This is a genomic window from Bradyrhizobium sp. PRIMUS42 (assembly GCF_023006515.1).
Lineage (GTDB): Bacteria > Pseudomonadota > Alphaproteobacteria > Rhizobiales > Xanthobacteraceae > Bradyrhizobium.
Genome location: NZ_JALBGZ010000381.1, coordinates 1 through 6,185, shown reverse-complemented (window position 1 = coordinate 6,185; position 6,185 = coordinate 1). Strand labels below are relative to the sequence as shown.

The 6,185-nt window shown below is 63.6% G+C and carries 4 protein-coding genes and 1 pseudogene; 3 read left to right on the top strand and 2 right to left on the bottom strand.

The features are described 5' to 3' along the window. The first annotated feature begins 442 nt into the window (after positions 1-442). Positions 443-1,567, top strand: a complete 1,125-nt coding sequence (locus tag MOV75_RS24070) for a DUF2336 domain-containing protein (protein ID WP_246929990.1) — start codon at positions 443-445, stop codon at positions 1,565-1,567. 28 nt (positions 1,568-1,595) lie between these two features. After that, entirely contained in the window at positions 1,596-1,838 is a 243-nt protein-coding gene (locus MOV75_RS24065) for a hypothetical protein (RefSeq protein WP_246929991.1), read from the top strand. Positions 1,839-1,878: 40 nt separating this feature from the next. Here the strand turns inward: MOV75_RS24065 and MOV75_RS24060 are convergent, their stop codons facing one another. Next, positions 1,879-3,585 carry an ATP-binding protein gene (locus MOV75_RS24060; protein ID WP_246929992.1) on the bottom strand — a complete coding sequence of 569 codons (1,707 nt, stop codon included), beginning with the start codon at positions 3,583-3,585 and terminating at the stop codon, positions 1,879-1,881. Beyond that, positions 3,582-5,096 carry an ATPase domain-containing protein gene (locus MOV75_RS24055; RefSeq protein ID WP_246929993.1) on the bottom strand — a complete coding sequence of 505 codons (1,515 nt, stop codon included), beginning with the start codon at positions 5,094-5,096 and terminating at the stop codon, positions 3,582-3,584. Before MOV75_RS24055 ends, MOV75_RS24060 begins: the two co-directional genes overlap by 4 nt. A gap of 469 nt (positions 5,097-5,565) precedes the next feature. Here MOV75_RS24055 and MOV75_RS24050 point away from each other — a divergent pair. Then, a pseudogene (locus MOV75_RS24050) lies at positions 5,566-6,185 on the top strand (hypothetical protein); the annotation flags it as partial.

Below are 6,185 nucleotides of genomic sequence, written 5' to 3'. Positions count from 1 at the left end.
GCCATCGACGTCAAGCCTGCCCCGGGCCCTGCGCCCGCAAAGCCCAAGCCGAAGCCGCCGCTGGTGCTGACGCCGCAGAATCCGTGAGGCTGGGTTTGCGCGGATTGGGCCGCGTGCGGGCTCACCTCTCCCGCTTGCGGGAGAGGTCGCGCCCAAGGCGCGGGTGAGGGCTCTCTCCATTTAGGGATTCCCTCTATTGAGATAGCCCTCTCCCCAGCCCTCTCCCGCAAGCGGGAGAGGGAGCGCACCTCCTGCGCAGCGCCTTTCGCGCCCCTTAACGCATTCCCTCGCATTTGAATGAATTTTGCCCGGCAAAACTGATTTGCAGATTTTACCGAATTCTCGCGTTTGATCTCTAGCGTCGTTTCCAGAGGAATTCGGCGTCGCGTCAACCAAGGCGCAACGGTTCGCAAAAGAACGGCCAAGAACTGGGGTAATCGAGATGAACGGGGCGAAATCGCTTCTGCAGGATCTGGACGACGCGATCGCGCGCGGCACCGACGAAAGCCGGGCGAAGGCGTTGTGGCATGCGACTGACATTCTGATTACCGGCCGCTACAGCGACGACGAGATCAGCATGTTCGGCGAGGTCATCGGCCGGCTCGCCGAAGAGATCGAGGTCGCCGCGCGGGCCCAGCTCTCGGAGCTGATGTCGGCGTGCGATCACGCTCCCCTGAACGTCATCGAAAAGCTCGCCCTCGACGACGAGATCGAGGTCGCCGGTCCCGTGCTGCGCGACTCCAATCGTCTCGACGAGAAGATGCTGCTCGAGAGCGCCATGACCAAGGGACAGTCGCATCTGCTCGCGATCGCCCAGCGCAAGTCGATCGGCGAGGCCGTGACCGACGTGCTGGTCAAGCGCGGCGACCAGGAGGTCGTGACGTCGGTGGCGAGGAACGAGGGCGCGCGCTTCTCGGGCTCCGGCCTGTTGCACATGGTCCGCCGTGCCGAGGGCGATTCGATCCTCGCGGAGCAGCTTGGCCTGCGCAAGGACGTGCCGCGCCACATCTTCCAGCAGCTGATCTCGAAGGCGTCGGAAGACGTCCGCCGCCGCCTCGAGACCGAGCGGCCCGAAATGATGGCGCAGATCCAGAGCTCGGTGACCGAGGTCACCGGCGATCTCCAGTCCAAGTTCGGCCCGTCCTCGCGCAGCTATTTCGTCGCCAAGCGCGTGGTGACGACCCAGTATCGCCAGGGCAACCTCAATCAGGATTCGATCTCGAACTATGCGCGCCAGCATCGCTTCGACGAGGTGCAGATCGGCCTGTCGCTGCTGTCGTCGCTGCCGGTCGACGTGATCGAGCGCGCGATGATGGACCGTAACCGCGAGATGATTCTGGTGCTGTGCAAGGCGCTCGACTTCTCCTGGGACACGACCATGTCGCTCCTGTTCCTCGGCGCCAAGGATCATCTGATCACGGCGCGTGAGCTCCACGACAACGAGCGGGATTTCGGCCGGCTCAAGATCGAGACCTCGCGCAGCGTTCTGAAATTCTACCAGTCGCGCAAGAACAGCGCGGGTGCCGATTCCGCTACGGGCCGACAGCCCGAGCTTCAGGTCCACTGAGCGGGAATTCGACAGGGGAGTATTTGCAATGTTGCCTCAATTCGGCACCGCCGTTCGCAAGAAGAACCTCAACAGTGCCGTTACCGCCGATATTGGCGGCGGAGCGCCGGACAAGGCGTCGGTGGACGCGGCCTGGCTCGTGCTGGAAGCCGCAAATGATCTCGGCGACCACGCCGCGATCGAAGCCTGCCGCCGCGTCATCGACGCCGAGCTGAACGGTACGGTTGCCGGCGGCTCGGACATCGATCTCGTGCTGGGATATTTCCGGTAAGACTTCGGACCTGGATGGTGCAGCGAATCCTGGACCGCTCTCAGCAGGAATTGGAGCGCTTGGATCCTGCATCGGGCTGTAGACTTGATCTTGCCCCGCTCAGCGCTGCCGCCAGCTCGTCGATGTGGTAGGGCTTCGCGAGGATCTGGATGCCCGCTGCGTGGGCGTCGTGGGCTGAGGCTTCGGCATATCCGCTGGTCAATAATACCGGGATGTCGCTTCGCCGGTTTCTGATCTCGCGTGCGAGCTCGACGCCGTTCATGCCGCCCGGCATCATGATGTCCGAAAAAACAACGTCGACCGAGCGGCCATCGGCCAAAGCGCCGAGCGCCCCGGCAGCGCTGGCGGCGCGCGTGACGTCGTAACCGAGCTGGCCCAGCATCTCGCTGACCAGCGCGGCAACTTCGTCGTCGTCTTCCACCAGCAGGACCTGGCCCTGGTTGGTTCTTTTCGGCCGCACCCGGGTGAGGTCGATCAGATGTCGCTCGCTGGAAGGAAGATCGTACGATCGCGGCAAGTACAGCTCGATGCTGGTGCCTCGGCCGACCTCCGATCGAATTCGTACGGTGCCCCGGGACTGGGTCGCAAATCCGTGGACCTGCGCGAGCCCGAGCCCCGACCCCTTTCCCACGTCCTTGGTCGTGAAGAACGGCTCGAACACGCGCGCCAGAATCTCCGGAGACATGCCAACACCGGTGTCGATGACGGACAGCCGGACGTAGTCGCCCGCGATCTGCTCGTCGTTGAAACCAGGCAGGTTTTCCCCGCGCACGACGATCGTGCCGCCATTGGGCATGGCGTCGCGGGCATTGACGGCCAGATTGAGCATGACGAGCTCGAGCTCTCCGGGGTCGACTTCCACCGGCCACAGCGAGTCTGGAAAGTCGAACTCGACGTGAACGTCTCCCCGCAAGCTACGATCGAGCAGTTCACGCATTCCGCCGATCTGCGCGGCGACGTCGACGGGCTGCGGCCGAAGCTTCTGCCGGCGGGAAAACGCCAGAAGCTGCCTGGTCAGGCTGGCACCGCGCTGCGCCGCCTGGACCATCCCCTCCATCAAACGGCGGCGGCGGTTCGGATCCGTCTGGCGGTCGAGCATGTCGAGGCCGCCGGAAATCACCATCAGCAGATTGTTGAAGTCGTGAGCGACACCGCCGGTGAGCTGGCCGATGGCCTCGATTTTCTGGGCCTGGCGAAGCGTCTCCTCGACGCGCGCACGCTCCTCCATCTCGAGGCGAAGCTGCGTGTTGGCTTCTTCCAGCTCTCGCGTCCGCTCGACCACCAGCTGTTCGAGCTCCTGCGCGGTCTGCTCGCGTGCGGCGAGCAGCGCCCGGATCTCGTATTGACGCCGGCGTGCCCGCATCGCGGATTGGATGGCGCTGGTCAGCGTCATCGGCTGAACCGGCCGTTCGAGCAGCGAAACGTTACGGAGAAGCTCGACGATACTGCGTCGCCACGCCACGACGGCCGGCTGCTCTCGATGGCTGGTGAGAACGACGAAGGGGAGGTCGGACCACGGCGGCTGGCGCTCGATCCATTGTGCCAGCGGCGCTGTGTCTCTCCCGAACAGGCCTTCCTCGGCCAGGAAAACGGTACCCACGCCGGATGTCATCTCGCTGACGAGTTCGGGCAGGCTTCGGCAGCTGATCGCGTCGAGGTTCGAGTTGCGGAAAAGCTCGGCCGATGCCGCTCCGTCGCGCCCGATCGGAGCAAAGATGAGGACACGATGGTCCCGGTCGGCCCTCATTCGGTAAATCCTTCGGGGATTTCCGTTCCGGTATAATGCGGATTGCCGGAAAAGATGCCGCTGAACTGCCTGAGCGGGGGGCCGAGCTTGATGCCCGCGCTGCTGAGGCGAAACTCACGGATGCTATGCTCGTGCTGGCCGCTGCGCTTCTTGACGACCGACAGGGCGCGCCGAACGGTGCCGCCCATCTCGAAATAGCGCAACATGAGCACCGCATCGCTCAGATAGCTGATGTCCAGAGGCGTGTCCATCGGTCCGACCAGGCCATGTTGAGCGAGGACCAGGATCGTAAGCGCCCCTTGCTGTCCCAGATAAGTCAACAGCTCGTGCATTTGCAGGATGAGAAACCGCTCGTCCGGCATCGCACTCAGATAGCCGTTGAGGCTGTCGATGATGACGACGCGGGCGTTGTCGATCTCCACGCTCCGGCGCACGTTCGCCGCGAACTCGCCCGGTGCAAGTTCGGCCGGATCGATCTGTTGAAACCGGAGATTACCGGAGTCGAGGTGCCTTTGCAGGGGCAGGCCAAGTGTTTGCGCGCGTGCCTCTACTGTACCGCGGCCCTCGTCGAATGCGAAGAACACGGCGTGCTCGCCGCGCTCTGCCGCCGCTATTGCGTAGGTCAGCGCAAGCGACGATTTGCCCACGCCGGCCGAACCGATGAAAAGCGCATTGGTGCCGCGCTCCAGGCCTCCTCCGAGGAGCTGGTCGAGTTCGGCGTTGCCGCTCGGCGTGTACTCGCCGACAAAGGACCTGTGATGTTCGGCCGCCACGAGGCGAGGGAATATCCGCAGGCCGCCCTGCTCGATCGTGAAGTCGTGGTAGCCGCCGCGAAAGCGGATGCCCCGCATCTTGATGACGCGAAGCCGCCGCCGCTCCGCGCCGTAGTCGATGGCGAGCTGCTCGAGCATGACCACGCCGTGCGCGATCGAATGCAGCTGCAGATCGTCCTGAGACGATGAAAGGTCGTCGAGCAGGACAACCGTACAGTTGCGGTTGGTGAAGAAATGCTTCAGGGCCAGCACCTGGCGCCTGTAGCGCAGCGGGTTCTGGGCAAGCAGGCGCAATTCTGAGAGGCTGTCCAGCACGATGCGCGCGGGATTGATCCGCTCGACCTCCCTGAAGATCAGATTGGTGGTTTCGCTCAGCTCCATCTCGGCGGGATGGAAGACCGTCAGCTCCCGGTCGGGATCGAGCGTCGTCTCCGGCGGGACCAGCTCGAAGATGTCGACGCCGTCGAGCGACCAGCCATGCCGATGCGCGACCAGGTTCAGCTCACGCCTGGTCTCGGAGAGGGAGATATAGAGCACGCGTTCGCCGTCACGCACGCCCCGGAGCAGAAATTGAAGCGATATCGTGGTCTTGCCGGTGCCCGGCCGCCCCTCATAGAGATACATCCGGTTGGCGTCCAAACCGCCGCCCAGAATGTCATCCAAACCGTCGCTGCCGGTGGAAACTCTTGGCAAATCTTTGGGGCTGCTATCGGAAGCACCCGTGGACGTACCGGTCATTGCACCCCCTTAACGCATTCCCAAAATGAAGGCCCGTCTTGGGCTGAGCAGCCTCGTGGACCGGACAAAGTCCCATCTATGGAACTCACACACTCGGATTGAGTTCCGTCAGCGCGGCCGGCCGGGCGGGTTAAACGAAGGAGACTTTCGGAGCCGTGGCAACGGCTTACCGCACTGGTTCCCGTGGATTGCCCGGCTCGGGGCCAATGTTTGAGGATGCGACGTCAGTCGAGCCGTGTCGGTGCAAAATTGGACGAAGCATGCGGATCGTTGACCCGCCAATCCGGCGTGTTTCGCGGCGACCTACGGGCAGACCATCACGGCGCCGACCCAGTGCCGGCTGACTGGATTTACATTCGAACTGTCGAATCAATCCGCGGGCGCGCAGTCGCAATTCACCGCGTCCGTCTACCGGTGGGATCCGGTCAACAACCAAATCACCGGGAGCTCCCTGTTTACGTCAGCGGTGATGATCTCGCCGGCCAGCGCGACATTAAAGCCGGTTACGGTCAATACCGGCGGCGTGGTGCTCACGCCGGGTCAGCAATATGTATTGTTCCTGACCACGATCAACGTGACGCAGTCGAATCCGTCGTCCAAGAACAGTTTCGGCTCAGTGTTCAGCTCTCCCTACGCCGGCGGCACGCTTGTGTACCAGAACAGCACGAGCGCCGCTGATCTGAGCGGCCAGTCTTGGGACGTCGTGATGAGTGGCGACCTCGCATTCGTCGCGATGTTCGGTCCCGGGTCGCTGTCGTCGCAGCTGCCCAACGGCACGCCCCGAAATTCGGTCAATGTCGCCGGCGGTATCGACAAGGTCTTCGACGCCGGTGGCAGCCTGCCGGGCGGATTCCAGATCCTGACAGGTCTTGCTCCGGCGCAATTGCCCGGCGCGTTGACGCAGCTCTCCGGCGAGAGCGGCACCGCGACCCAGCAGGGCGGCGTGCAGTTGACGAACCTGTATCTGTCGCTGTTGACCGATCCGTCCGCGGCCGATCGCAATAGCGGCGGTGGCGCGATGGGATTTACCGCAGAGCGACCGGCTGGGGATCTGCCGCCCGCGATCGCCTCGGCCTATGCCGCGGTCGG

Bases quoted from the DNA above. Each gene is read 5' to 3' on its own strand.
- MOV75_RS24060 (WP_246929992.1), bottom strand. From the start codon at position 3,585: ATGAGGGCCGACCGGGACCATCGTGTCCTCATCTTTGCTCCGATCGGG.
- MOV75_RS24070 (WP_246929990.1), top strand. From the start codon at position 443: ATGAACGGGGCGAAATCGCTTCTGCAGGATCTGGACGACGCGATCGCG.
- MOV75_RS24065 (WP_246929991.1), top strand. From the start codon at position 1,596: ATGTTGCCTCAATTCGGCACCGCCGTTCGCAAGAAGAACCTCAACAGT.
- MOV75_RS24055 (WP_246929993.1), bottom strand. From the start codon at position 5,096: ATGACCGGTACGTCCACGGGTGCTTCCGATAGCAGCCCCAAAGATTTG.